24 protein-coding genes and 1 pseudogene are annotated in these 25602 nt (G+C 39.3%); all 25 read left to right on the top strand.

The features are described 5' to 3' along the window. The first annotated feature begins 186 nt into the window (after positions 1–186). The 25 genes and pseudogenes from rimP (at position 187) to MKY06_RS21085 (ending at position 25573) form a co-directional block, all read left to right on the top strand. A complete protein-coding gene (gene rimP / locus MKY06_RS21205) occupies positions 187–657 on the top strand; it encodes a ribosome maturation factor RimP (RefSeq protein ID WP_013058840.1) in 471 nt (156 codons plus the stop codon). 37 nt (positions 658–694) lie between these two features. Further along, the gene (gene nusA / locus MKY06_RS21200) at positions 695–1807 is read left to right on the top strand and encodes a transcription termination factor NusA (RefSeq protein ID WP_013058839.1); all 1113 of its coding nucleotides are present in this window, start codon (positions 695–697) and stop codon (positions 1805–1807) included. A gap of 13 nt (positions 1808–1820) precedes the next feature. Then, the gene (gene rnpM, locus MKY06_RS21195) at positions 1821–2102 is read left to right on the top strand and encodes an RNase P modulator RnpM (RefSeq protein ID WP_013058838.1); all 282 of its coding nucleotides are present in this window, start codon (positions 1821–1823) and stop codon (positions 2100–2102) included. Next, positions 2102–2401, top strand: a complete 300-nt coding sequence (locus MKY06_RS21190) for a YlxQ family RNA-binding protein (protein ID WP_013058837.1) — start codon at positions 2102–2104, stop codon at positions 2399–2401. Before rnpM ends, MKY06_RS21190 begins: the two co-directional genes overlap by 1 nt. A gap of 22 nt (positions 2402–2423) precedes the next feature. Further along, positions 2424–4292, top strand: a pseudogene (gene infB, locus MKY06_RS21185) (translation initiation factor IF-2); the annotation flags it as partial. After that, positions 4289–4567: a DUF503 domain-containing protein gene (locus MKY06_RS21180; RefSeq protein ID WP_013058835.1), complete on the top strand. Its 279-nt coding sequence runs from the start codon at positions 4289–4291 to the stop codon at positions 4565–4567. The pseudogene infB and the gene MKY06_RS21180, both read left to right, overlap by 4 nt. A 14-nt stretch (positions 4568–4581) precedes the next feature. Next, on the top strand, positions 4582–4947 hold the full coding sequence (rbfA, locus tag MKY06_RS21175) for a 30S ribosome-binding factor RbfA (protein WP_013058834.1): 366 nt from the start codon (positions 4582–4584) through the stop codon (positions 4945–4947). Between the two features lie 92 nt (positions 4948–5039). Then, positions 5040–5957, top strand: a complete 918-nt coding sequence (gene truB, locus MKY06_RS21170; RefSeq protein WP_013058833.1) for a tRNA pseudouridine(55) synthase TruB — start codon at positions 5040–5042, stop codon at positions 5955–5957. Positions 5958–5985: 28 nt separating this feature from the next. Continuing rightward, positions 5986–6942, top strand: a complete 957-nt coding sequence (ribF, locus tag MKY06_RS21165; RefSeq protein ID WP_013058832.1) for a bifunctional riboflavin kinase/FAD synthetase — start codon at positions 5986–5988, stop codon at positions 6940–6942. 149 nt (positions 6943–7091) lie between these two features. Next, complete coding sequence (gene rpsO / locus MKY06_RS21160) at positions 7092–7361, top strand: 30S ribosomal protein S15 (RefSeq protein WP_013058831.1); 270 nt, start codon at positions 7092–7094, stop codon at positions 7359–7361. A 168-nt stretch (positions 7362–7529) separates the two neighbouring features. After that, positions 7530–9656, top strand: coding sequence for a polyribonucleotide nucleotidyltransferase (gene pnp / locus MKY06_RS21155; protein ID WP_013058830.1), 2127 nt, complete (start codon positions 7530–7532; stop codon positions 9654–9656). Between the two features lie 142 nt (positions 9657–9798). Continuing rightward, positions 9799–10779, top strand: coding sequence for a polysaccharide deacetylase family protein (locus MKY06_RS21150; protein WP_013058829.1), 981 nt, complete (start codon positions 9799–9801; stop codon positions 10777–10779). 28 nt (positions 10780–10807) lie between these two features. After that, positions 10808–12052 (top strand): M16 family metallopeptidase, encoded by a 1245-nt coding sequence (locus MKY06_RS21145; protein ID WP_013058828.1) that lies wholly within the window; start codon positions 10808–10810, stop codon positions 12050–12052. A 98-nt stretch (positions 12053–12150) separates the two neighbouring features. Continuing rightward, complete coding sequence (locus MKY06_RS21140; protein ID WP_013058827.1) at positions 12151–12417, top strand: YlmC/YmxH family sporulation protein; 267 nt, start codon at positions 12151–12153, stop codon at positions 12415–12417. A gap of 188 nt (positions 12418–12605) precedes the next feature. Continuing rightward, on the top strand, positions 12606–13505 hold the full coding sequence (dpaA, locus tag MKY06_RS21135) for a dipicolinic acid synthetase subunit A (RefSeq protein ID WP_013058826.1): 900 nt from the start codon (positions 12606–12608) through the stop codon (positions 13503–13505). Beyond that, positions 13505–14110, top strand: coding sequence for a dipicolinate synthase subunit B (locus MKY06_RS21130; protein ID WP_013058825.1), 606 nt, complete (start codon positions 13505–13507; stop codon positions 14108–14110). Before dpaA ends, MKY06_RS21130 begins: the two co-directional genes overlap by 1 nt. 191 nt (positions 14111–14301) lie before the next feature. Then, positions 14302–15345, top strand: coding sequence for an aspartate-semialdehyde dehydrogenase (gene asd / locus MKY06_RS21125; protein ID WP_013058824.1), 1044 nt, complete (start codon positions 14302–14304; stop codon positions 15343–15345). 39 nt (positions 15346–15384) lie between these two features. Continuing rightward, positions 15385–16617, top strand: a complete 1233-nt coding sequence (dapG, locus tag MKY06_RS21120) for an aspartate kinase (RefSeq protein WP_013058823.1) — start codon at positions 15385–15387, stop codon at positions 16615–16617. A gap of 75 nt (positions 16618–16692) precedes the next feature. Then, entirely contained in the window at positions 16693–17565 is an 873-nt protein-coding gene (gene dapA / locus MKY06_RS21115; protein WP_013084756.1) for a 4-hydroxy-tetrahydrodipicolinate synthase, read from the top strand. A gap of 194 nt (positions 17566–17759) precedes the next feature. Beyond that, entirely contained in the window at positions 17760–19427 is a 1668-nt protein-coding gene (locus MKY06_RS21110; protein ID WP_025601502.1) for a ribonuclease J, read from the top strand. A gap of 105 nt (positions 19428–19532) precedes the next feature. Then, the gene (locus MKY06_RS21105; protein ID WP_013058820.1) at positions 19533–20285 is read left to right on the top strand and encodes a ClpP family protease; all 753 of its coding nucleotides are present in this window, start codon (positions 19533–19535) and stop codon (positions 20283–20285) included. Continuing rightward, positions 20282–20491 (top strand): YlzJ-like family protein, encoded by a 210-nt coding sequence (locus tag MKY06_RS21100; protein WP_013058819.1) that lies wholly within the window; start codon positions 20282–20284, stop codon positions 20489–20491. Before MKY06_RS21105 ends, MKY06_RS21100 begins: the two co-directional genes overlap by 4 nt. A gap of 138 nt (positions 20492–20629) precedes the next feature. Continuing rightward, positions 20630–22987 (top strand): FtsK/SpoIIIE family DNA translocase, encoded by a 2358-nt coding sequence (locus MKY06_RS21095; protein WP_013058818.1) that lies wholly within the window; start codon positions 20630–20632, stop codon positions 22985–22987. A 638-nt stretch (positions 22988–23625) separates the two neighbouring features. Beyond that, on the top strand, positions 23626–24351 hold the full coding sequence (locus MKY06_RS21090) for a GntR family transcriptional regulator (protein WP_013058817.1): 726 nt from the start codon (positions 23626–23628) through the stop codon (positions 24349–24351). 133 nt (positions 24352–24484) lie between these two features. Further along, positions 24485–25573 carry a BMP family lipoprotein gene (locus MKY06_RS21085; protein ID WP_013058816.1) on the top strand — a complete coding sequence of 363 codons (1089 nt, stop codon included), beginning with the start codon at positions 24485–24487 and terminating at the stop codon, positions 25571–25573. The last annotated feature ends 29 nt before the right edge of the window (positions 25574–25602 follow it).

Raw genomic sequence — 25602 nt, 5'->3', positions numbered from 1 at the left:
ATGATTGATTTATTATGTGACGTTTAAAATCCTGCAACACAAATGACAACATTTCCACTCTAGTAGGTTAGACCTCTTATAGAGTGCAAAATAAAAATAGCAAATAAACCACTCTTTTTTGATATAAGAGACATAAAAAACGCGTAACCTAAACATACCATGCAATGTCTCGAAGGGAGGATTAGAATGAGTAAAAATGTAAAACAAACAGTGGAAGAAATGGTTTCCCCTATCTTAGAGGAAATGAATTTAGAGCTTGTTGAAATTGAATACGTAAAAGAAGGAAAAGATTGGTTTTTACGTGTGTTTATCGACTCTGATAACGGCGTGGATATCGAAGACTGCGGAGCAGTAAGTGAAAAATTGAGTGAGAAAATGGATGCAGTAGATCCAATCCCTCATAACTATTTTTTAGAAGTATCATCGCCTGGTGCGGAACGCCCATTAAAAAAAGATAAAGATTTTGAACGTGCAATTGGTAAGCATGTATACATAAAAACATATGAACCAATTGAAGGTGCAAAAGAATTTGAAGGCGAATTACAATCATTTGACGGAGAAACTGTCACATTATCTATTCGTATCAAAACACGCACAAAAACAGTGGTTTTACCATATGACAAAGTCGCTTTTGCTCGATTAGCGATTGTATTTTAATGTGTAGGGGCCAATATTAAAGGGGGATTATCCAACGATGAGCAGTGAGTTATTTGATGCCTTAGTCATTCTTGAAAAAGAGAAAGGCATTAGCAAAGATGTAATTATTGAAGCAATTGAAGCAGCGCTAATTTCTGCTTACAAACGCAACTTTAACCAAGCGCAAAACGTACGCGTTGATTTAAATTTAGAAAGAGGTTCAATGCGCGTGTTTGCTCGCAAAGATGTGGTTGATGAAGTATATGATCCACGCCTGGAAATTTCGGTTGAAGAAGCACAAACAATCAACCCTAACTTCCAGCTAGACGATGTGGTTGAAATCGAAGTAACGCCAAAAGACTTTGGACGCATCGCGGCTCAAACAGCAAAACAAGTTGTTACACAGCGTGTTCGTGAGGCGGAACGAGGCGTTATCTATTCGGAGTTCAGCGATCGCGAAGAAGATATTATGACAGGTATTGTTCAGCGTCAAGATTCTCGCTTCATTTATGTGAGCCTTGGCAAAATTGAAGCATTGCTTCCTCAAAGCGAGCAAATGCCAAATGAACAGTATAAACCTCATGATCGTATTAAAGTGTATATTACGAAAGTAGAAAAAACAACAAAAGGCCCACAAATCTATGTTTCACGTACGCACCCAGGTCTTTTAAAACGTCTTTTCGAAAAAGAAGTACCGGAAATCTATGACGGTACAGTTGAATTAAAATCAGTAGCTCGCGAAGCTGGAGACCGTTCAAAAATCTCTGTTCATTCTGAGTATGCTGAAGTAGATCCGGTCGGTTCTTGTGTTGGGCCAAAAGGTCAGCGCGTACAGGCTGTTGTAAATGAACTAAAAGGTGAAAAAATTGACATCGTTCGCTGGTCAAATGACCCAGTTGAATTTGTTGCCAATGCTTTAAGTCCATCTAAGGTAGTAGATGTGATTGTAGATGAAAATGAAAAAGCAACAACTGTTATCGTTCCTGACTATCAGCTGTCACTTGCAATTGGTAAACGTGGACAAAATGCACGTCTAGCTGCTAAGCTGACAGGCTGGAAAATTGATATTAAAAGTCAATCAGAAGCTGAACAAGAAGGTATGGTTGTAAAAAACAGCGATGATATGCTAGTAAGTCAACATGCATTTGATTCAGATGAAGATATGGAATAAGAGGTGAGCCAAGGTGAACAATCGTAAAAAAGTCCCGATGCGAAAATGTGTGGCCACTGGAGAAATGAAGCCTAAAAAAGAGCTAGTACGCGTTGTACGCTCAAAAGAAGGCGACGTTTCAGTTGATGTAACGGGTAAAAAGTCCGGGCGCGGAGCTTATGTAAGCAAGGATAAAGAAGCAATTTTATTGGCAAAAAAGAAAAATGTGCTTTCGACACATTTAGGCGCGTCAATAGATGAAGCGGTTTATGAAGAGTTGCTAGCGCTTGTAGAAAAGGAGAAACAGTCACGCTAATGAATGAACAATGGATCTCCTTTTTAGGGCTTGCAAACCGTGCACGCAAATTGATTTCTGGAGAAGAACTTGTGGTTAGAGAAGTTCGGAAACAAAAAGCAAAGTTAGTACTTTTAGCAAGCGATGCGTCTGAAAACACAAAGAAAAAAGTAACGGATAAATGTTCTTACTACAACGTTTCGGTTAAAATCGTTCCCGATCGCTATACGCTAGGTCAAGCGATTGGTAAAGATGCTCGAGTTGTAGTAGCCGTGATGGACGAGGGATTTGCTAAAAAGCTAGCAACGATGCTCGGTTAATTTTATGGGGGTGAAAGTATTGAATAAAAATACAAAATCAACAGCTAACAAAGGAAACAATAAAGGTAACAAAAAGCCACAGGCACAAAAGTCACAGGCACCAAAAGGTAGACCAGCTCCAGCAGCTGCAAAAGAGTTACCGGAAAAAGTAACGTTTGTCGGAAGCTTAACGGTTTCTGAGTTAGCAAAAGAATTAGGCAAAGAGCCTTCTGAAATTATTAAAAAACTATTTATGCTTGGTGTAATGGCAACAATTAACCAAGAGTTAGATAAAGATTCTATCGAACTAATTGCCGGAGAATACGGTGTAGAAGTTGAAGAAGAAGTAGTAGTAGATGACACTGCTTTTGAATCATTAGAAATCATTGATGACGAAAAAGACCTTCAAGTGCGTCCTCCAGTTGTTACAATCATGGGTCACGTTGACCACGGTAAAACGACGCTTCTTGACTCTATCCGTAACACAAAAGTAACGGCTGCAGAAGCAGGCGGTATCACGCAGCATATCGGTGCTTATCAAGTTGTGGTTGACGAAAAGAAAATTACATTCCTTGATACACCAGGACATGCTGCATTTACAACGATGCGTGCTCGCGGTGCGCAAGTAACGGATATTACAATCCTTGTTGTTGCAGCAGACGATGGTGTAATGCCTCAAACAATTGAAGCGATTAACCATGCAAAAGCGGCAGAAGTGCCAATTATTGTTGCGGTTAACAAAATGGATAAAGAAGCAGCAAATCCAGATCGCGTTATGCAAGAACTAATGGAGCACGGCCTTGTAGCTGAAGAGTGGGGCGGAGAAACAATCTTCTGTAAGCTTTCAGCCATTTCAGGTGAAGGGATCGATCAATTGCTTGAAATGATTTTACTTGTAAGTGAAGTAGAAGAGTTAAAAGCAAATCCTAACCGTCGTGCAGCAGGTACAGTTGTAGAAGCACAGCTAGATAAAGGCCGTGGGTCTGTAGCAACGCTTCTTGTTCAAACTGGTACACTACGCGTAGGTGATCCAATCGTAGTCGGAAATACGTTTGGCCGCGTTCGCGCAATGGTAAATGATATCGGCCGCCGAGTGAAGGAAGTAGGACCATCTACTCCGGTTGAGATTACTGGCTTAAACGAAGTTCCGTTAGCTGGAGATCGTTTCTTAGTGTTTGAAGATGAGAAAACAGCTCGTCAAATCGGAGAAGCTCGTGCTCAAAAGCAGCTTGAACAACAGCGTGGTGAAAAATCTCGCGTAAGCTTAGATGATTTATTTGAAAAAATTAAACAAGGTGAAATGAAAGACTTAAATCTTATCGTAAAAGCAGACGTACAAGGTTCTGTAGAAGCATTGGCTGCTGCTCTTCAAAAGATTGATGTAGAGGGTGTAAATGTTCGTATTATCCATACGGGTGTAGGTGCGATTACAGAATCTGATATCATTCTTGCAACTGCTTCTAACGCAATCGTTATCGGCTTTAACGTGCGTCCGGATGCTGGAGCAAAACGTACAGCTGACGTAGAAAACGTAGATATTCGTCTTCACCGCATTATTTATAAAGTAATTGAAGAAATTGAATCTGCGATGAAAGGAATGCTTGATCCTGAGTTTGCTGAAAAAATCATCGGTCAAGTGGAAGTACGTCAAACATTCAAAGTATCAAAAGTTGGTACAATCGCAGGAAGTTACGTAACAGACGGTAAAATTACACGTAACAGTGGAATTCGTTTAATCCGTGACGGAATTGTTATCTTTGAAGGTGAAGTAGATGTGCTAAAACGCTTTAAAGACGATGCAAAAGAAGTCGCTCAAGGATATGAGTGTGGTATTACAATTAAAAACTTCAATGATATTAAAGAAGGAGATATTATTGAAGCATATGTAATGGAGCAAATTGATCCTAAATGATTGGACTAGTGGAGTGTGAATGCTTAATTTACGATGCTGCTTCTCTTAAAGAAAAACGTGCCGTGCTTCAGCGCATCTTGATGCGCTTGAAGCAGCGGTTTAACGTATCAGTTTCAGAAACTGATTTTCAAGATGTGTGGCAACGAACAAAAATTAGCATTGTCGCAGTCTCATCTAGCCGTGTCACAACGGAACAAGAACTGCAAAAAGCGCTAAGCTTGATTGATTCTTTTCCAGAGATTGAACGTACCATTACAACTTTTGATTGGTTATAAAAGGGGTGACACAGATGAACATAAGAGCAACTAGAGTCGGAGAACAAATGAAAAAAGAGATGGGCGAGATTTTAAATCGTAAAATCAAGGATCCGCGCATCGGTTTTGTGACTGTAACAGATGTTCAAGTATCAGGCGATCTACAGCAAGCGAAAGTGTATATCTCTGTTTTAGGAGATGCTGAACAGCGTGAGAATACGTTAAAAGGCCTTGCGAAAGCAAAAGGATTTATCCGCTCAGAAATCGGTCAGCGCATTCGCTTACGTAAAACACCTGAAATTACGTTTGAGTTTGATGAATCAATTGATTATGGTAATCGAATTGAATCATTGCTTCATGAAATTAAAAAAGAAAGCGATGACCATCAAGAGAACGAATAAGATCAGTGAATGTAGAAACAAAAAAGGGTGTCTCAAAAGTGGTTTTTGCTTCTGAGACACCCTTTTTTAAATGAAAAGGAGATGAAGAATGAGTGGACGGTGTTTTAGTTTTACATAAACCAGCTGGGCTGACTTCGCACGACTGTGTGTTTAAAGTCCGAAAGCTGCTTCGCACTAAAAAAGTAGGGCATACAGGCACATTAGACCCAGACGTTACAGGGGTATTGCCTATTTGTATCGGTAGAGCTACCAAGATTGTAGAATATCTAACAGGAGCTACTAAAACCTATGAAGGAGAAGTTACACTCGGATTTTCTACAACAACAGAAGATTCTTCCGGAGAGGTTGTAGAAGAAAAGAAAGTAGAGGATTCTTTTTCACGTGCTCAAATCGAAGAAGTGCTGTCTTCGATGACAGGAGAACTTCAGCAAGTCCCTCCAATGTATTCAGCGGTAAAGGTCAAAGGTAAAAAACTATATGAATATGCAAGGCAAGGAATCGAGGTAGAGCGCCCTGTTAGAACTATTCATATCTATAGCTTTGAACTGCTGGATGATCGCTCTACATTTGAGGGAGAACAGATTTCCTTCAAATTCCGCGTAACGTGCAGCAAAGGTACATATGTGCGAACGCTTGCTGTGATGATTGGAGAAGCTCTTGGCTATCCATCTCATATGTCTTATTTGCAGCGAACAGGTTCCGGGCAGTTTTCACTGGAAGATTGTGTGACATTCGAAGATATTGAACGGGCGGTAGAAGAAGAAACGATCACTGAGAAACTGCATTCGATCGAAGAAGCTCTTAATCATTTGCCGAAACTTCAAATTAGTGATACATTAGCAGAGAAAGTGAAAAATGGCGCGGTATTGCCGTGTACGGAAGATGAAGAGTTAAAAAAAGAACCATTCTTTTTAATGATAAATTCTGCAGGCAAGTGCTTAGCAATTTATGCTCAGCACCCAACAAAAAAACATTTAATGAAGCCGGTTAAAGTGTTGGCAATCGACTAGACCGGTTAGAGAAAAGGTGAACTGTGTTTTGGAAACGATTGAAATTCGACATCCACACCACTTTCAACGAGAAGCTGTTCAACAATCAGTGTTAGCGCTTGGTTATTTTGATGGTGTGCATTTAGGGCATCAGCAAGTGATAAATTCAGCAAAACAGTTAGCGGATGAAAAAGGCATAGCTAGTGCTGTTATGACGTTTACTCCTCACCCTTCTGTGGTGCTTGGGCGCAATGTGCAGCACATTGATATGATCACACCACTTCAAGAAAAAAAGAAACTCATTGAGGAAATGGGAATTGACTTTTTATATATCGTTCATTTTGATAAACAGTTTGCAGCACTATTGCCTCAAGAGTTTGTTGATCAGTATATTATTGGCCTGAATGTGCAGCATGTGGTAGCTGGATTTGACTATACGTATGGAAAGTTAGGTAAAGGAACAATGGAAATACTACCATTTCATTCTCGATCAAAATTCACTCAAACAACAATTGATAAGTTAACAAATGGCGAAGAAAAAATTAGTTCAACGCTTATTCGCGAAAATTTAGCAAATGGAGACATGCATCGAGTAAAAGAGCTGCTTGGGCGCTATTATGAAGTGTCAGGTACAGTAACTCATGGAGAAAAGCGAGGCAGGCAAATAGGTTTTCCGACTGCTAACATCGCTTTAGACGATGAGTATTTACTTCCGCGCATCGGCGTGTATGCTGTTGAGCTTCAGCTCCACGGCAAGTGGTATGCAGGAGTATGCAACGTGGGCTACAAGCCGACTTTTCACGATAATTTAGAAAAGCCAACAATCGAAGTCCACTTATTATCATTTGACGAGCAAATCTACGATCAGCACGTAACGGTGAAATGGCACCGAATGATTCGTTCAGAAAAAAAGTTTAGCGGCATCGAAGAGCTTGTCGGTCAGATCTCAAAGGACAAGGAAGAAGCCCTTGCTTATTTTGAAGGAATTCAAAAGCATAAGAAATAAAAAAATATATATAAATAGTTGCTACGACTTGCTTTTTGTTCTAATAAGTAGTAACATAACACTTGTATGTAAAACAACCATTGCTTGGCATTACGATTCACCAACGTTTTGCTCGGTAACTGGGGTTTAATAATAAGGAGGTGAATAGGATGGCTATCACACAAGAGCGTAAAAATGAAATCATTAGTGAGTACAAAACTCATGCGAACGACACTGGTTCTCCAGAAGTTCAAATCGCTGTCCTAACAGAGCAAATTAACAATCTAAACGGTCACTTACGTACTCATAAAAAGGATCACCATTCACGTCGTGGTCTTTTAAAAATGGTAGGTCGACGTCGTAACTTACTTAACTACCTACGTAACAAAGACGTTACTCGTTATCGTGAGTTAATCAACAAACTTGGTTTACGTCGATAATAAGAAGAAAGCGGGAGCATTCCCGCTTTTTTAGTATGTACATTTAAGAAACATTAAAGATGCTACATAATGTGAAAAAAGCTATTGTTTTTGGATATTTCGTTTATAATAAAACTATCACATTTGATTACATACATATTTTATATGTAGAGAGGGGTACTCGTCGATATGGAACAAGAAAAACGAGTGTTCTCCGTAGATCTAGCTGGACGAAAGCTAGAAGTTGAAGTTGGCCAGTTGGCAAAACAAGCAAATGGCGCAGCATTAATCCGCTATGGAGACACAGTTGTATTAAGTACAGCAACGGCTTCAAAAGAGCCTAAAAATGTAGATTTCTTCCCGTTAACAGTAAACTATGAAGAGCGTTTATATGCAGTCGGTAAAATCCCAGGTGGATTCATTAAGCGTGAAGGCAGACCAAGTGAAAAAGCAATCTTGGCTAGCCGTTTAATCGACCGTCCGATTCGTCCTTTATTCGCAGATGGTTTCCGAAATGAAGTTCAAGTTGTCAGCGTTGTAATGAGCGTAGATCAAAACTGTTCTTCAGAAATCGCGGCAATGTTCGGTTCTTCATTAGCATTATCAGTATCTGATATTCCATTTGAAGGTCCTATTGCAGGCGTAATCGTAGGCCGTGTAGACAATGAATTTGTTGTAAACCCAACGGTAGATGAGCTTGAAAAAAGCGATATTCATCTGACGGTTGCTGGTACAAAAGACGCGATCAACATGGTTGAAGCAGGCGCTGATGAAGTACCGGAAGAAGTAATGTTAGAAGCAATTATGTTTGGACATGAGCAAATTAAAAAATTAATTGCGTTCCAAGAAGAAATTGTAGCAGCAGTAGGCAAAGAAAAAGTAGAAGTTGAGCTTTATACTGTTGATGCTGACCTTGAGCGTCAAGTTCGTGAAATTGCAGAAGGTGACATGAACCGTGCCGTTCAAGTTCAAGAAAAGCACGCGCGCGAAAATGCGATTAAAGAAGTGAAAAGCGCAGTAGCTGCAAAATTTGAAGAGCAAGATGTAGAAGAAGAAGTACTAAATCAAGTGAATGAAATTTTATCGAAGCTTGTTAAAAGTGAAGTGCGTCGCTTGATCACAGAAGAAAAAGTGCGTCCTGATGGCCGTAGTATTGATGAAATTCGTCCACTTTCTTCTGAAACAAACTTGCTTCCTCGTACACACGGATCTGGATTATTTACGCGTGGACAAACTCAAGCGCTTAGCATCTGTACATTAGGTGCACTTGGCGATGTGCAAATTTTAGATGGTTTAAGTGTAGAAGAATCTAAACGCTTCATGCATCACTATAACTTCCCTTCATTTAGTGTTGGTGAAACTAGACCGATGCGCGGACCGGGTCGTCGTGAAATTGGACATGGTGCGCTAGGTGAACGTGCACTTGAGCCGGTTATTCCAAATGAAAAAGATTTCCCTTATACAATTCGTCTTGTATCTGAAGTATTAGAGTCAAACGGTTCTACTTCACAAGCAAGTATTTGTGCAAGTACGCTTGCAATGATGGATGCTGGGGTTCCAATTAAAGCACCTGTAGCAGGGATTGCCATGGGTCTGATCAAATCAGGTGAACACTACTCGATTCTAACGGACATTCAAGGAATGGAAGATCACCTAGGAGATATGGACTTTAAAGTAGCAGGTACGGAAAATGGCGTAACTGCGCTTCAAATGGATATTAAAATTGACGGGTTATCTCGTGAAATTTTGGATGAAGCCCTTCAACAAGCAAAAAAAGGCCGTATGCAGATCTTAAATCATATGATGTCAACGATTGCTACGCCTCGTCAAGAGCTTTCTCAATATGCGCCTAAGATCCTTACAATGGCTATTAACCCTGATAAAATTCGTGATGTTATTGGACCAAGCGGCAAGCAAATCAATAAAATCATCGAAGAAACAGGCGTTAAAATTGATATCGAACAAGATGGTACAATCTTCATTTCTTCTATTGATCAGCCGATGAATGAAAAAGCGAAGAAAATTATTGAAGATCTTGTACGCGAAGTTGAAGTCGGCCAAATGTACTTAGGAAAAGTAAAACGAATTGAAAAATTCGGTGCATTTGTAGAAATCTTCAGCGGAAAAGATGGGCTTGTTCACATTTCAGAGCTTGCAGAAGAGCGTATTGGAAAAGTGGAAGACGTTGTATCGATTGGCGACGAGATTTTAGTTAAGGTTATGGAAATTGATAAACAAGGCCGCGTTAACTTATCTCGTAAAGCAATTTTAAAAGAACAAAAAGAAAAAGAAGAAAAAGCAAAAGAAACAAAATAATCTTCTTTTACTACTATATAGATATTGTGAAATCGTCCATACATGAAGAAAATCCATGTTTAGGGCGATTTTATCGTTTGTAGATGTTTGTTCTACCTTGTCCTCTTTATACATATTTTAAATGGTAAAGGGGGAAGGATAAGTGAAGAGAACCATTGTGCAATTTACAGCATTTCTATTTTTACTGGCAATTACATATAAATCTATTTATAATCCTTTTGCTGAAGCATATATAGAAGCACTTAAATCCGATGTACAACTTGTATCAGCTCAGCATGATGCGTTATATCAAAAGATTGAAGAAAAAGCAAAAGATTATGAAAAGCCAGCAGCGAATGCACGAATCGATCCCGTTTGGAAACGGGTTCCTGGCTATAACGGCATAAAAGTTGATCTTGCTGCTTCTTATAAAAATATGAAACCTGCGGGTAAATTTGATGAAAAAAAACTAGTGTACAAACAGGTTAGACCAAAGGTTCACTTGAGTGATTTACCGCAGGAACCTATCTACCGTGGACACGATGAAAAGCCTATGGTATCGTTTACAGTGAACGTAGCATGGGGGAACGAGTATTTGCCTAAAATGTTAGAAGTGCTAAAAAAGCACCATGCTAAAGCAACTTTCTTTTTAGAAGGAAAATGGGTTAAAAATAATCCAGATATGGCAAAAATGATTGTAGACGCAGGTCATGAAGTAGGAAACCACTCTTATTCTCATCCTGATATGGCCACTTTATCGGCTAGTCAAATCAATCAGCAGCTTAAAAAAACGAATGATATTATTACATCTACTACGGGACAAAAAGTAAAATGGTTTGCTCCGCCGAGCGGCAGTTTTCGCCCCGAAGTAGTAACGCTTGCTTCTCAGTTAAAAATGAGTACCATCATGTGGACGGTTGATACAATCGATTGGCAAAAGCCAAGTTCAGAAGTGTTAATTAATCGAGTAATGAAAAAGATTCACCCAGGGGCTATTGTACTGATGCACCCGACTGAATCAACGGCCGAATCGCTTGACCAATTGTTAACCGATATTGAACGCAAAGGCCTGAAAGTTAGCGATGTGTCAACAATGCTAGATGAAGAACGAATGATGAAAATACCTTCTTCTACTAAGAAGTAAGTGAGATAAGCAAAAGGGAGGCACTAGCTTGATAAAACGATATACGTGCAAAAATGGTGTAAGAATTGTATTGGAAAATATCCCAACTGTTCGATCTGTGGCCATTGGGGTGTGGATCGGAACGGGTTCTCGAAGTGAACACCCTGAAATTAATGGTGTATCACATTTTCTTGAACATATGTTTTTTAAAGGAACAAAAACAAGATCTGCTCGTGAAATTGCAGAAAGCTTCGACCGCATTGGGGGACAAGTAAATGCATTCACTTCTAAAGAATACACGTGCTACTATGCAAAAGTATTAGACGAACACGCAGATCAAGCGCTAGATGTGCTGGCGGATATGTTCTTTAATTCTTCATTTGATGAAGAGGAATTAGCTCGTGAAAAAAATGTTGTATATGAAGAAATTAAAATGTATGAAGATACACCTGATGATATTGTACATGATTTATTAGGAAAAGCCGTATATGGCAATCATCCATTAGGCTATCCAATTTTAGGAACGGAAGATACGTTAAAAACATTTAACGGTGATTCGCTTCGTCAGTATATGGAGCAAATGTATATTCCCGAAAACATTGTTATTTCAGTAGCTGGAAACATTGATGAAAGTTTTATTCAACAGGTGGAAAACTATTTTGGTACATATACGTCAAGTCATTCCGCTCATCAATATGTTCAGCCAGAGTTCCATACAAATCATATTGCGCGCAAAAAGGAAACAGAACAAGCTCATCTTTGCCTTGGCTTTAAAGGTTTGCCAATCGGCGGAGAAGATGTATATAGCTTAATTGTATTAAATAACGTGCTTGGCGGAAGTATGAGCAGTCGTTTGTTCCAAGAAGTCCGTGAACAGCGCGGCTTGGCTTATTCTGTTTTCTCTTATCATTCTTCTTATCGAGACAGCGGTCTTGTCACGATTTATGGGGGGACGGGAAGCCATCAGCTCGACGTATTATATGATACGGTTCAAGAAACGCTTTATGATCTGAAAGACAAAGGGATTACGGATAAAGAACTTTCTAACAGCAAAGAGCAGCTGAAAGGAAACTTAATGCTGAGTCTTGAAAGTACAAATAGCCGTATGAGCAGAAACGGAAAAAATGAGTTAATGCTAGGCTATCACCGCTCATTAGATGAGATTTTAGACCTTGTTAATGCCGTGACTAAAGATAGTGTAAATGGTCTTGCGCGAGATATTTTCAAAGATGAATTTGCTCTTTCATTAATAAGCCCGAGTGGAGATTTACCTAAAGGTTTTAAAGGAAATTAAACAGTAACAGTAAGGTTGGCTAAAATAATTGAGCCAGCCTTATTTTTTTGTCATTTTTTGTATGGTTGTTCAATAAATTAGATGAAAGGAGGGATTTTATGAGATTAAGCGAACTGAGTGGAAAAGAAATTGTAGATGTTAAGCGAGCAGAGCGTTTGGGTATTTTAGGGCAAACAGATCTTGAAATTAATGAACATACGGGACAAATTAATGCGCTTATTATTCCATCTGTGAAGTGGTTTGGGTTTCGAAAGCAAGGAGATGAAGTGCGAGTGCCGTGGGGGAATATCGAGAAAATTGGTACAGATATGGTGATTGTAAATGTCCATCAGCTAGAAGACATAAACAATGAGTCAACAAAATAAGAAACGAGATGCTTACTGCATCTCGTTTCTTTTATTTTCAGGGATAAAGATTCACCGATTCCTGTGTGTTTACATAGTATGTTGGAGAAAAGCAATAGGCATTCTAGGGCGTAATGATAGCACTTTACATCTCGATGGTTTAAGCGAAAGATACATCTATTTAATGTTAAAGAAGGTGAAAATGAAACATGTTAACGGATTTGCACATAGCTGTAATTGGCGGTGATGCTAGGCAGCTTGAAGTCATTCGAAAATTAATTCAATTAGATGCAAAAACCTCTCTTATTGGTTTTGATCAGCTAGATCATGGTTTTACAGGTGCGACGAAATATCAGATAGAGGAGCTGGATTTTTCAGATGTTGACGCCATCATCCTTCCAGTGCCTGGAACAAATCACGAAGGGCAAGTAGATACTATTTTTTCAAATGAAAAAGTAGTGCTGACTGAAGAAATACTTAAAAAAACGCCTGAGCACTGCATTATTTATTCTGGTATTAGCAATGGGTATTTAAACGAATTAGTCAAAACGACAAACCGTAAACTCGTTCAGCTATTTGAGCGTGATGATGTAGCAATTTATAACTCTATTCCTACTGTTGAAGGTACCATCATGCTTGTTATTCAACATACAGATTTTACTATTCACGGTTCAAATATTTCTGTCCTAGGTTTAGGAAGAGTAGGAATGAGCGTGGCGAGGTCCTTTGCTGCACTGGGTGCCAATGTAAAAGTAGGAGCTAGAAAATCTGAACATTTAGCACGTATTGCTGAAATGGGTTTGCAACCTTTCTATCTTTCTGAACTCGATAAAGAAATTGCTGATAGTGATATATGTATTAACACCATTCCATACCCCATCTTAACGGCTAAGACATTATCTAATGTCCCGACCCATGCGCTCATTATTGATTTAGCTTCAAAGCCTGGAGGAACCGATTTCCGCTATGCAGAAAAACGGGGAATTAAAGCTATTTTAGCACCTGGTCTTCCAGGAATTGTGGCTCCAAAAACAGCAGGTCAGATTGTCGCTAATGTATTAGTGAATTTATTAAAAGACGCTGCGGATGCGAGAGAGGAGAAAAAATAATGTCATTAAAAGGTAAAAGAATAGGGTTTGGCTTAACCGGATCTCACTGTACGTATGATGCGGTTATGCCGGAAATTGAAAAGCTTGTTAATTTGGGAGCAGAAGTGTTACCGGTTGTTTCTTACACTGTACAATCCACAAATACTCGTTTTGGAGATGGAGAAGACTGGGTGAAGAAAATTGAGGAATTAACAGGTCACGCCGTCATCAATACAATTGTAAAAGCAGAGCCTTTAGGACCAAAAATTCCGCTTGATTGTATGGTGGTTGCCCCGATCACTGGGAATACGATGAGTAAGTTTGCAAATGCAATGACTGAATCTCCGGTACTCATGGCAGCTAAAGCAACGCTTCGTAATAATAAGCCGGTGGTACTGGGAATTTCGACTAATGACGCACTAGGGCTAAATGGTGTAAACTTAATGAGGCTAATGGCGACTAAAAATATTTATTTTATTCCATTTGGTCAAGATGACCCGGTGCTTAAGCCAAATTCAATGGTAGCGCGTATGACGATGTTATCAGACACGGTGTACGCAGCGCTTGAAGATAAACAGATTCAGCCTGTTATTGTCGAAAGGTTCCGCGACGGTCAAGAGTCATAGGACATATATGCCTCTTGCTGTTGCATGAATCTATTCAATACTGCGGCTGTAAGAGAACTCTCAATCTCAAAGAAGAGAAGATTTTAAAAATCTTCTCTTCTTTGACGCAATGAAGCATAATAATATGTTAAAATAGTCAGTATATGCAGATAAATGTTGAGTAGTTGAAAATTGTTGGAGGCGGTATTAAAATGACAAGAGAATTACATGTAGCAGTAGTAGGAGCAACAGGTGCAGTAGGACAACAAATGATTAAAACCCTACAGGAGCGTAATTTTCCAGTTGGTAAATTAACGTTATTATCTTCAGCTCGTTCAGCTGGTAAAAAAGTGTTGTTTAACGGAGAAGAAGTTGTTGTGCAAGAAGCAACTCCGGATAGCTTTGAAGGCGTAGACATTGCTTTATTCAGTGCAGGCGGGAGCATTTCAAAAGCACTTGCACCAGAGGCAGTAAAACGCGGAGCAATCGTTGTAGACAACACAAGCGCTTATCGAATGGATGAAAATGTCCCGTTAGTTGTGCCGGAAGTGAATGAAGACGCATTACACGCACATAACGGAATTATTGCTAATCCAAACTGCTCTACAATTCAAATGGTTGCAGCATTACAGCCATTGCGCGAAACATACGGCTTATCTAAAGTGCTAGTATCAACGTATCAAGCCGTTTCTGGAGCAGGAGCTGCTGCAATTAATGAATTAAAAGAACAAGCTAAAGCTATTTTAGAAGAAAAAGAGTTTACACCGGAAATTTTACCGGTTGGTGGAGATAAAAAACATTATCAAATTGCTTTTAATGCCATTCCGCAAATTGATAAATTTCAAGATAACGGTTTTACATTTGAAGAAATGAAAATGATTAATGAAACGAAGAAAATTATGAGCATGCCTGAATTGCCAGTAGCTGCTACTTGTGTTCGTCTACCGGTTGTAACAGGTCATTCAGAGTCAGTGTACATTGAAATTGAAAAAGACGGTGTAACGGTAGCTGATGTGAAAAATTTATTGGCTGATGCACCTGGTATCGTATTGCAAGATGATCCAGAAAATCAAGTATATCCAATGCCAGCAGATTGTGTAGGTAAACGAGATGTGTTTGTCGGCCGTATTCGTAAAGATTTAGATCGCGATAACGGTTTCCATATGTGGATCGTTTCTGATAACTTGTTAAAAGGTGCAGCTTGGAATTCTGTACAAATTGCAGAATCACTTATTAAGCTTAGCTTAGTAAAATAAGCGCAACCAGAGTGTCTCGGAACATGATGAGGTGTAAGTATGAAAATAATCGTCCAAAAATTTGGAGGAACTTCCGTTCGTAACGAAGAAGGAAGAGCGAGAGCAATCTATCATTTAAATAATGCATTAAGTGAGGGTTACAAAGTAGTCGTTGTCGTATCGGCAATGGGACGAAAAGGTGAGCCGTATGCAACAGATACATTGCTTTCACTTGTTGATGGAAATAAAGCGTCACTTAACAAACGTGAGCTTGATATGCTTATGGCATGCGGAGAGTTAATTTCATCGGTTGTATTTACGAATTTATTAAACGAAAATGGTATTAAAGCTACAGCATTAAACGGTGCACAGGCCGGGTTTGTGACGAATGATGATTTTACCAATGCCAAGATACTGGAAATGAAATGCGACCGTTTGTTAAAAGAATTAGAAGAATATGATGTCGTTGTTGTAACAGGCTTTCAAGGGGCAACTACTGAAGGTGATACAACAACGCTTGGACGCGGAGGCAGCGATACATCTGCTTCAGCTTTAGGTGCAGCCCTTATGGCTGATTACATTGACATTTTCACAGATGTAGAAGGTGTGATGACAGCGGACCCGCGTATTGTAGAAGATGCAAGGCCGCTATCCGTTGTCACATATAACGAAATATGCAACATGGCTTATCAAGGTGCAAAAGTAGTTCACCCACGTGCCGTAGAGATTGCCATGCAGGCAAAAGTACCGATGCGCGTCCGTTCCACGTATGCTGATTCAGCAGGTACGCTCGTTACATCTCAAGGTGAAGCACAGCAGCGTGGAAGCGATGTGCAAGAACGCCTTGTAACAGGCATCGCGCACGTATCCAACGTCACTCAAATTAAAGTTTTTAGTAAAGAAGGCCATTATGATACGCAAGCAGAAGTATTCAAAGCAATGGCACAAGAAAAAATCAGCGTAGATTTTATCAATATTTCACCGAAGGGTGTTGTATATACGGTAACAGATGAAGCAACTGACAAAGCGATTGATGTGCTTCATGCGCTGGGGTATGAGCCGGCTGTTATTCGCAACTGTGCCAAAGTGTCAACGGTTGGAGCAGGAATTGCAGGGGTGCCTGGTGTTACATCTAAAATTGTTACAGCCCTTTCTAGCGAAGGTATTCAGATTTTACAATCTGCTGACAGCCATACGACGATTTGGGTGCTTGTAAAAGAAGAGGATTTAAAGAAAGCCGTTAATGCTCTTCATGGTGCCTTTGACTTGTCAAAAGCACCGCAAAAGAGATAAACTACATGTTCCGTTAGCTATAAGCTAACGGTTCATTACATGAATAGGGATAATGCAATTTCAAGGAGTGAAAACATGATTGATTTTGGGAAAGTCGCAACAGCGATGGTAACGCCTTTTGATCATAAAGGAAATATTGATTTTGAAAAAACAACGCAGCTTATTAACTATTTAATCAGCAACGGTTCGGATGCGTTGGTTATTGCAGGAACAACGGGTGAATCTCCTACGCTTTCAACAGAAGAAAAGCTGGCGCTGTTCCGCCACTCAGTAAAGGTAGTAGATGGCCGTGTACCTGTTGTGGCTGGTACAGGAAGCAACAATACGTATGCATCAATTGAATTAACGAAAAAGGCAGAAGAAATCGGCGTAGATGCGATTATGATTGTAGCACCTTATTACAACAAGCCGAATCAGGAAGGCTTATATCAGCACTTTAAAACAATTGCTGAAAGTACAGAGCTGCCTGTCATGTTATACAATATTCCAGGGCGATCCGTGATCAATATGTCTGTTGATACAATTGTACGCCTAGCTGAACTGCCAAATGTTGTAGCGTTAAAAGATGCAAGCGGAGATCTTGACGCAATGACAGCTATTATCGCACAAACAAGCGATGATTTTGCTTTATACAGCGGTGATGATGGCTTAACACTACCGGTATTAGCAATTGGAGGAACTGGTATTATTTCTGTTGCCTCTCACATTATTGGGAATGAAATGCAAGAGATGGTTAAGCTTTATGAGTCAGGAAATCCGAAGGAAGCAGCAAAAATTCATCAGCGTATTGTACCTGTTATGAAATCTCTTTTTGCAGCTCCAAGTCCAACGCCTGTTAAAACGGCTTTACAGCTAAAAGGATTAGACGTAGGATCGGTACGATTACCTTTAGTTCCGTTAACAGAAGAAGAACGCCAAACGTTAGTCAGCACATTAAATACGCTATAAGCTATAAGTATGTTTTTTAAACGTCTCTTCATTGACCGTATATACGAGTCGATGAAGGGACGTTTTTTTCTTATAAGATAATAGAAGAGCAGATGACGGAAATAGACGAATGAAATTTCTTGTATTCCAATTCTTACTTCAGTTATAATGTAAGCAAATGAAATTGTACGGGTGAAAGTAAGTAGGAGGAGCTTATGGTACTAGAAAAGACAGAAAATATTAAAATTTCAGCCTTGGGTGGAGTCGGAGAACTTGGAAAAAACATGTATGTGGTGGAAATCAATGAAAACATATATGTGTTAGATGCAGGATCAAAGTTTCCGGGAGGGGAAATGTTAGGAATTGATATTGTCATTCCGGACATTACATATTTAGTAGAAAATCAGCAGAACGTAAAAGGCATATTTGTTACTCATGGACACGAAGAACAAATTGGCGCTATTCCCTTTATACTTCAAAAATTGGATGTGCCTGTATATGGTACAGAATTAACGCTAGCACTTATCAAAGAAAAGTTAAAAGAATATGGAATTAAAAAATATGAAGCTTTACATCCTATCACTTCGTCAACGGTTTTATCGTTTGAAGGAGTGGATATTTCATTTTTTAGAACGCAGCACAGCATCCAAGATTCAGTCGGTATTTGTTTACAAACAAATCAAGGGGCGATTGTATATACAGGTGATTTTAAATTTGATCAAAATTCAGTCAGCATTCAAAGCGCTGATATTGGAAAAATGGCTGCCATTGGGGAACAAGGCGTCCTGTGTTTGCTTTCAGACAGTACAAATGCGGATAAGCCAGGCTATACAGTTTCTGAAGCCGTCATTGGACAAAATATTACCGACGCTTTTTATAAAAGCAAAGGTCGAATCATTGTTGCTGCATACAGTTCCAATCTGCACCGTATTCAGCAAATCATTCATGCCGCATATCAGCACGGCCGTAACCTGATCGTTATGGAAAAAAGTATGCTGAAAATCATTGATATTGCAGCAAAACTTGGACATTTGCAGCTGCCTGAGGATTTAATTGTTCCTGTACAAAAGCTAAAAGATCTTCCAGAACATGAAACGGTTATTTTAACAACAGGTCATCACGGAGAGCCGATTTTAGGTCTTACTCGAATGGCTAAACAGTCCCATAAATTTATTCAAATCAAACAAGATGATACGGTCCTGCTGGCTGCTACACCTGTGGCGGGGCACGAAACGACCTTTTCAAAAACAATTGACGTCATCTTTCGTTTAGGAGCAAGCGTAGTGTTTGCTCAGAGGAAAGTGCAGGCTTCCGGACACGGCAGTCAAGAAGAATTAAAATTTATGATTAACTTAACAAAGCCGAAATATGTCATGCCTGTGAATGGAGAGTATCGAAAACAAAAAGCTTATGCAAAGCTGGCCGGTCAATTAGGAATATCAGAAGATCATATTTGTTTGCTTGAAAAAGGTGAGCGAGTTGAATTTAAAGATGCTCGCATGTACCCTAGCGGTTCTATTCAAGCGGGAAATACGCTCATTGATGGACTAGGCGTCGGTGATATTGGAAATATCGTTCTGAGAGATCGCAGGCTGCTGTCACAGGACGGAATCTTAACGGTGGTAGTTACGATTAATAAACGCCAAAAAACGGTAGTAGCGGGGCCGGAAATCATCTCCCGCGGATTCGTCTATGTAAGAGAATCAGAAAAGCTTTTAGAAGAAGCAACGAAGATTGTTCAGCAAATTTTAGAAAAGTGTATGGAAGACAAAGTGATCGAGTGGTCTTCATTAAAATTAAAAATGAGAGAAAGTTTAAATCAATTTTTATATGAAAAAACCCGTCGTAAACCGATGATTTTACCGATTATCATGGAAATCTAATGTGAAGCCTTCCCGTTGGGAAGGCTTTTTATTTGCAGCTGATGCGGATGTAATAACTATGAGAAGTTCATACTACTACTATCAATAAGTGAAAGGAGCTAGAATATGTTTGAAAATAACGAAAGATTACATTCTGATGAAGCGCCTCAGCAGCCTAATAAAAATGAAGAAAGCAAGGGCGGAATATTAGATAAAATTCAACAACTAGGACAGACCAACGTGGCTCAGCTTCCTCAGGATTCTAATATTCACTGTTTAACGATTGTAGGACAAATCGAAGGGCACATGCAGCTGCCTCCTCAAAACAAAACGACAAAATATGAGCATGTCATCCCGCAAATTGTGGCGATCGAACAAAATCCAAAAATTGAAGGATTGCTTATTATCTTGAATACAGTAGGTGGAGATGTAGAAGCGGGTCTTGCAATTGCTGAAATGATCGCTTCGTTATCCAAGCCTTCTGTGTCTATTGTGTTAGGAGGCGGACATTCAATCGGTGTTCCAATTGCGGTTTCAACTGATTATTCGTATATTGCCGGTACAGCGACCATGACCATTCATCCTATTCGCTTAACGGGTCTTGTTATTGGTGTACCGCAAACATTTGAATACTTAGATAAAATGCAAGAGCGCGTGATTAACTTTGTGAGAGAACACTCTCATATTTCAGAAGAAAAGTTTAAAGAACTTATGTTTTCAAAAGGGAACTTAACGCGTGATATCGGGACAAATGTAGTTGGCGGAGATGCTGTTTCATACGGGTTAATTAATGAAGTAGGCGGAGTTGCTCAAGCGATCAAAAAATTGAATGAACTGATTGAGCAAGGACGTCAGAATGAGGAGCAGCTGCTGCAATGATTTTGTATACAATGATGCCGCAAGAACTGATCTTTCAGCAGTCTTATCATCAAGAACAATCTCAGCCAAAGCTTATTAACCATAATGGAATCCCGGTTATTGTTGAAGAAAATGAACAAAAGCAACAGCAAATTGTGAGGATTTTAAGCACGAATCCTCAAGATTATTTGAATGAAAATTATTATCCTGGTCAAATTTTGTCGTAAGGATTTCAGTATAATTATGGTGAATATGGTATAATGAATATGACGAAGAAGGCAGCCGCTGTATTGGCTGCTTTTTTATTCAACTGATAAAAGAAACAAAATCAACATAGAGTGTTGGACGTTGATTGGAGTGGAAAAATGGCAAAGAAAAAACGAAGAGGTCAAATAAAAAAGGATGAATGGAAACGCATATTGCGCTTTGAGCTTATTGGCTTATTTTTATTAGCATTAACGTTAATTGCCATGGCAGGACTGGGTGCTGTAGGACAGGCCCTTGTACTAGTGGTCCGCTTATTTATTGGCGAATGGTATATGCTGTGTTTAATCGGAATGGCTATTCTATCTGTTTATATTATTTGGAAAAGAGAAATGCCTCCTTTAGTGACGCGGCAGCTTATCGGTACATATCTCATTATTTTATCTATTTTACTGTTTAGTCATGTTACGTTATTTGAAAATTTATCAAAAAACGGAACGTTTACAGATCCGTCTGTCATTATGAACACGTGGGATTTGTATATGCTCGAAGCAACGGGCCAGTCGAATCACAGTGATTTAGGCGGAGGGATGATAGGAGCTATTATGTTTGCCATGTTCTACTATCTATTTGATAGCTTAGGAACAGAACTTATCGCTGCCTTGCTTATTGTGATTGGGGTACTGCTTATTACCGGACGTTCGCTTCACGAAACGGTATTAAAACTTTTGTCACCTCTAGTGAATTTTTTAACAACGGAGTTAAAAGAAGGCTGGCAAGATATTCAGACGTGGAAACATAAGAAGAAAAAAGCTCCTAAAACAACAAAAAAGAGAAGACAAGAAAAAGCTGTGCAAGAACCTGAAGAAAGCATGGACATAGAAGTAGAAGCACCTTCGCCTCCAATTATTGAACACTTTGACTACGGAGAGGAAGAGTCTAGTCAATCTCCTGCTGCTCCTATAGCTCCAGCGCCGCCGGTTATGGAATCGAAGCCTGTAGCTGCTGCACCGCAACAGCCAAAGCCGCAAAAGGAACAGGAAGAAGAAAAAGCTCCTATGATTACATTTACTGAAACGGAAAATAAAGAGTATGAGCTTCCTCCTATCAAGCTATTAACGATGCCAAAGAAAAGCAACCAGGCAAAAGAGCATAAAAACATTTATAAAAATGCCGAAAAACTTGAAAAAACGTTTCAAAGTTTCGGCGTAAAAGCAAAAGTGGCAAAAGTTCACCTTGGACCAGCTGTTACAAAATATGAAGTATATCCTGATGTAGGAGTAAAAGTAAGTAAGATTGTCAATTTAAGTGATGATCTAGCACTTGCATTAGCTGCCAAAGATATTCGGATTGAAGCTCCAATTCCCGGGAAATCAGCGGTAGGAATTGAAGTGCCGAACGAAGAAGTAGCGATGGTTTCACTTAGAGAAGTACTTGAAGCAACTGAAAATAACCGACCGGATAAAAAGCTATTAGTTGGTTTAGGAAGAGATATTTCAGGCGAAGCTGTGCTAGCAGAGCTTAATAAAATGCCTCATATGCTTGTAGCAGGCGCAACAGGAAGCGGAAAAAGTGTGTGTATCAACGGTATTATTATTAGTATTTTAATGAGGACAAAGCCTCATGAAGTAAAATTAATGATGATTGACCCTAAAATGGTTGAGCTCAATATGTACAATGGTATTCCGCATTTATTGGCTCCTGTTGTAACGGATCCGAAAAAAGCTTCTCAAGCCTTAAAGAAAGTTGTAAGTGAGATGGAGCGACGTTATGAGTTGTTTTCACACAGCGGAACGAGAAACATTGAAGGATATAACGATTTAGTAAAACGTATGAATGATGATGGAGACGCCGATGCAAAACAGCCGACTCTTCCTTATATTGTGGTGATTGTCGATGAGTTGGCTGACTTGATGATGGTTGCTTCATCTGACGTCGAAGATTCGATCACACGTCTTGCTCAAATGGCTCGTGCTGCCGGCATTCATTTGATTATTGCTACACAGCGACCATCAGTAGATGTTATTACTGGGGTTATTAAAGCAAACATTCCTTCCCGAATCGCTTTTAGTGTATCTTCACAAACTGACTCTCGTACGATCTTAGATATGGGAGGAGCTGAGAAGCTTCTAGGAAGAGGAGATATGCTGTTCATGCCTGTTGGAGCTTCAAAACCTGTGCGTGTGCAAGGTGCCTTTTTATCAGATGAAGAAGTAGAAGAAATTGTTGATTTTGTAATTGCACAGCAAAAAGCGCAGTATCAAGAAGAAATGATTCCAACCGATGCTCCTGAACAAGTTGATGATTTTGCAGATGAGCTATATGACGAAGCGGTACAGCTTGTAGCAGAAATGCAAACAGCTTCTGTCTCTATGCTGCAGCGACGCTTTCGAATTGGCTATAACCGGGCTGCACGCTTGATCGATGCAATGGAAGAGCGTGGAGTGGTGGGGCCTTATGAAGGAAGTAAGCCGCGTTCCGTGCTGATTTCTCAGCAAAATGAGGATGTTGGATCTTAATAATGTTACTAGAAAAGATGAGGCTGGGACAAAAGTATTTTAGCTGAAGTGAAAAACGAACCATTAATCAACATGTTTGATTAGTGGTTCGTTTTTTTTGTTATGATAAACGTAGGTTTCATCTGTTTCGTTCCTTCTAGCAGTTGATTGAAGGGCAGGGCGAAGACTCCTGCGGGAAAAGCGCAAGCGACGAGGAGGCTCATCACCCGCCGGCGGAAACCGGAGTTTTACACGGAAATCAACTGCAGTGTCAAAAGCTGTTCAGCTCATTATCCCATTTGTTCGTCTTTAGTTTGAATTCATTTCGTTATGTCTCAACCTCTTTTTTTATGGAATAAGAGACGGTAAGAATAGTATCATACAAAAATATGTCATGCTAAATAAATGAAATAAAAACGAATATTAAAAAATTTAATGACTAAAATGTTTGGTTTTTATCTAATATTAGAAGAAAAGCAGGTTGTTAGGTATGCTGACATTAAAAAATAACAAAAATTCATTTTTTTAAAAAAATAATAATAATTTTAATAAAAAATTAATATAACCTATTTATTTATCTGTCGAAAAATGATATATTATTTTCGATTAAGTAGTCGAACATCAGAGGTCTGATGACTTTTTAATATGGAGGAAGAGTGATGTCTATACGTGCGGATAATCGGCACTTGTATTTACAAGTGATTGATAAAATTAAACAAAATATAGAAAAAGGAATTTTTAAAGAAAAGGAAAGACTCCCTTCAGAGTTTGATTTATCAAAGCAGTTAGGGGTTAGCCGCGCAACGCTACGTGAGGCACTTCGCATATTAGAAGAAGAGAATATTATTGTTCGCAGACACGGCGTGGGAACATTTGTCAACACGAAGCCTACTTTTTTGTCAGGGATTGAGCAATTAAATAGTATAACACATATGATTGAACAAGCCGGTATGAAGGCTGGAACAATCTTCTTATCTTCTCAAATACAAGAGTTGTCTGAAAATGATTTAACACGTTTTGCTTGCGGGGAAGACGAACAGATTTTATTTGTTGAACGGGTGAGAACGGCAAACGGAGAGCCGGTTGTATATTGCATGGACAAGGTTCCTCAAAAAATATTGCCTGAAAATTTCGAATATAAACAAGAGTCTTTGCTAGAAATTCTTGAAAAACAAGCAGGAAAACATATTTCATACGCAGTGGCAAACATTGAGCCTCTAGGCTATCATGAAAAAGTTTCTCCTATTTTACAATGCGAACCAGAAACCGCTTTGCTTGTGCTGAAACAAATGCATTATGACCAGCATGATGAACCCATTTTATATTCCATCAATTATTTTAAAGCAGATCAATTTAGTTTCCAAGTATTGCGTAAACGCGTCTAGTTTTTTTGTGGTTAAATGTCAGAAAATTTATAACTGTTTAACATTGTCCTTTTAAGGAGGTGTCAAATGTAGGTCACAAGGACGAAATAGAAAATTGGCTTTATACTTTTAAAACTATTCAGGGGGTTAAAACATGTTAAAACGTAAAACGGGACTTGCATTATCACTAGTATTAGCGGCAGGAACACTTTTAAGCGCGTGTGGCTCAGACGACGCAGGTAAGAGCGGCGGAGATAAAAAAGCGGCGGATTTTAAAGTGGGAATGGTAACAGATACGGGCGGGGTAGATGATAAATCGTTTAACCAATCTGCTTGGGAAGGTCTGACAAAGTTTGGGAAAGATAACGGACTTGATGAAGGGACTGGATATAAGTATTTGCAGTCTACAAAAGCATCTGAATACGAGAGCAATCTTTCTAAATTTGCTGAGAGTGGCTACAACTTGACGTATGGAATTGGCTTTTTATTAAAAGAAGATATTAAAAAAGCAGCAAAGCAGTATCCAGATGCTAACTTTGCATTAGTAGACGATACGCTAAAGTCAGAGAACTTAGATAACGTGGCAAGCATTCTATTTAAAGAAGAGCAAGGCTCTTTCTTAGTAGGTGTAGTGGCAGCTAAACAAACGAAAACGAACAAAATCGGCTTTATCGGAGGCGTTGAATCTCCATTAATCAAGAAGTTTGAAAACGGATTTAAAGCAGGTGTTAAATCTGTAAACCCAGATGCTGAAGTTATCTCTCAATACGCAGAAAGTTTTAACTCTCCAGAAAAAGGTTCAGCTATTGCTTCTACCATTTACAGCAAAGGCGCTGATATTATTTATCAAGCGGCTGGCGGTACTGGAAACGGCGTATTTACAGAAGCTAAAAACCGTTCAAAAGGCGGGAAAGACAAAAAGGTTTGGGTAATTGGAGTTGACCGCGATCAGCATGAAGAAGGTATGCCTGAAAACGTAACGTTAACTTCGATGGTTAAACGCGTTGACTTGGCTGTAGAAGATGTTGCCAAAAAAGCAATGGACGACAAATTCCCAGGTGGTAAAGAAGTTGTGTTTGGCTTAAAAGAAGACGGAGTAGGAATTGCTCCATCACAAGATAATGTAAGCAAAGATGCGTTAAAAGCAGTTGATGAGTATAAGCAAAAAATTCTAGACGGTGACATTACAGTGCCTCAAACGGATAAAGAATTTAAAGAGTTTGAAAAAACGCTTAAAAAATAAGTTGACGTCTGTTAAGCAATGATTATATG

Source organism: Priestia sp. FSL P4-0332 (genome assembly GCF_038005845.1).
Taxonomy (GTDB): domain Bacteria; phylum Bacillota; class Bacilli; order Bacillales; family Bacillaceae_H; genus Priestia.
Note: the sequence above shows the minus strand (reverse complement) of the source record. Positions and strands in the feature narration are given on the sequence as shown.